The following is a 1,513-nucleotide window of genomic DNA, read 5'->3' as shown; positions in this document are numbered from 1 at the left end:
GTCCGGAAGGACAGCCGCGGACCTGGCGAGAGATGGGCCACCATCGCCTGCTGACCTGCATGTTCGGGCCGGTGCGGGTGACCCGGATCGCCTATCGCGGCCAAGGCGTTGCCAACGTGCACCCGGCGGACGAGAAGCTGTCGCTGCCCGCCGGCCGACACTCACGCGGCTTGGCCCGGCTCGCGGTCCTGGAGGCGGTGCGCGGTTCGTTCGACCAGGCCGCTGCCGCGGTCGAGCGTCGGTGCGGAAGAGTACTCGGCAAGCGCCGCCTCAAAGAACTGGTGGTCGCCGCCGCCGTCGACATCGCCGCCTACTACACGGCGAAGATCCCCACCCCGTGCACCCGCGAAATGCCACTGGTCATCCAGATCGACGGCAAGGGCATAGTGATGCGCCCCGAAGCCCTGCGCGAAGCCACCCGCCGGGCTGCGGCCAAGACCGCGGCAGCCGGGCGACGCGGCCGCCTGGCACCGGGCGAGAAACCCAACCGCAAACGCATGGCGACCGTGGCCTGCATCTTCGACACCGCTCCCGCCCCACACCGACCGCACGACATCGTCCATCCGCCCGGCGGCCGCAGCGAAGCCCGACCAGCGAGGCCGGGCCCGAAAGCCGAGCGGAAATGGTGCACCGCCTCAGTGATCCGACCTCCCGAGCAAGTCGTCGCCGACGCCTTCGACCAGGCCGAGGCTCGCGACCCACAGCACCTGCGGGCCTGGCTCGTGCTCGTCGACGGCGCCCGCCACCAACTCGACCTGATCCACACCGAAGCCGCCCGCCGCGGAATCCGCCTGCACGTTCTGCTCGACTTCGTGCACGTCGCCGAGTACTGCTGGACGGCCGCGCACGCCTTCCACTCGGTCGGCAGCCGCGAGGCGGAAACCTGGGCCGCGGACAAACTCACCGCGATCCTCGCCGGACACGCCGAGCGCGCCGCCACCGAGATGTCCGCGCAGGCCGCAGCCGAACAACTTCCCGCCGCCCGCCGCAAGGCAGTCACCACCTGCCACCGCTACCTCACCGGCCACCTCAACCAGCTCCACTACGACACCGCACTCGCGGCCGGCTGGCCGATCGCCACCGGTGCCGTCGAAGGCGCCTGCCGACATCTGATCGCCGACCGCCTCGATATCACCGGCGCCCGCTGGGGACTCGACGGCGCCGAAGCTGTCCTCCAACTCCGCGCACTGATCACGAACGGCGACTTTGAGGACTATTGGAAATTCCATGCGGCCCGCGAACATCAACGCCTCTACCCCAGCCCTGACCAGCAGAACTACACCCTCACCGCTTGAACCCGACGGTCACTTCAGAGGATCCGCACCCATCGAGGAACGCCAGAGCTGCGCTGCCATCCGCCACGAGCTACACGAACTCGACTGATGCCCGCCGGTCTGGCGCCTTCCCGAAAATGCACCCGGGGGAGGAGAGCCGATCATCGATGCAGCCCGCAAGCTGCAAGCGTTGCCCCCTTATGAGCCCGGCGTTTCTCCCTGTGCCGCGTACTTCCGCG

General features: G+C 69.3%; 1 protein-coding gene. It reads left to right on the top strand.

Annotated elements, in window-relative coordinates:
- Nucleotides 1–1,295 (top strand): ISKra4 family transposase (locus tag ACWEBX_RS40495; protein WP_451889690.1); only part of this gene is annotated, 1,295 nt, incomplete at its 5' end.
- Between the last annotated feature and the right edge of the window lie 218 nt (nt 1,296–1,513).

Source organism: Streptomyces sp. NPDC005070, from assembly GCF_053600395.1.
The sequence above is the reverse complement of the archived record's forward strand: the minus strand, read 5'-3'. Positions and strand labels throughout refer to the sequence as shown.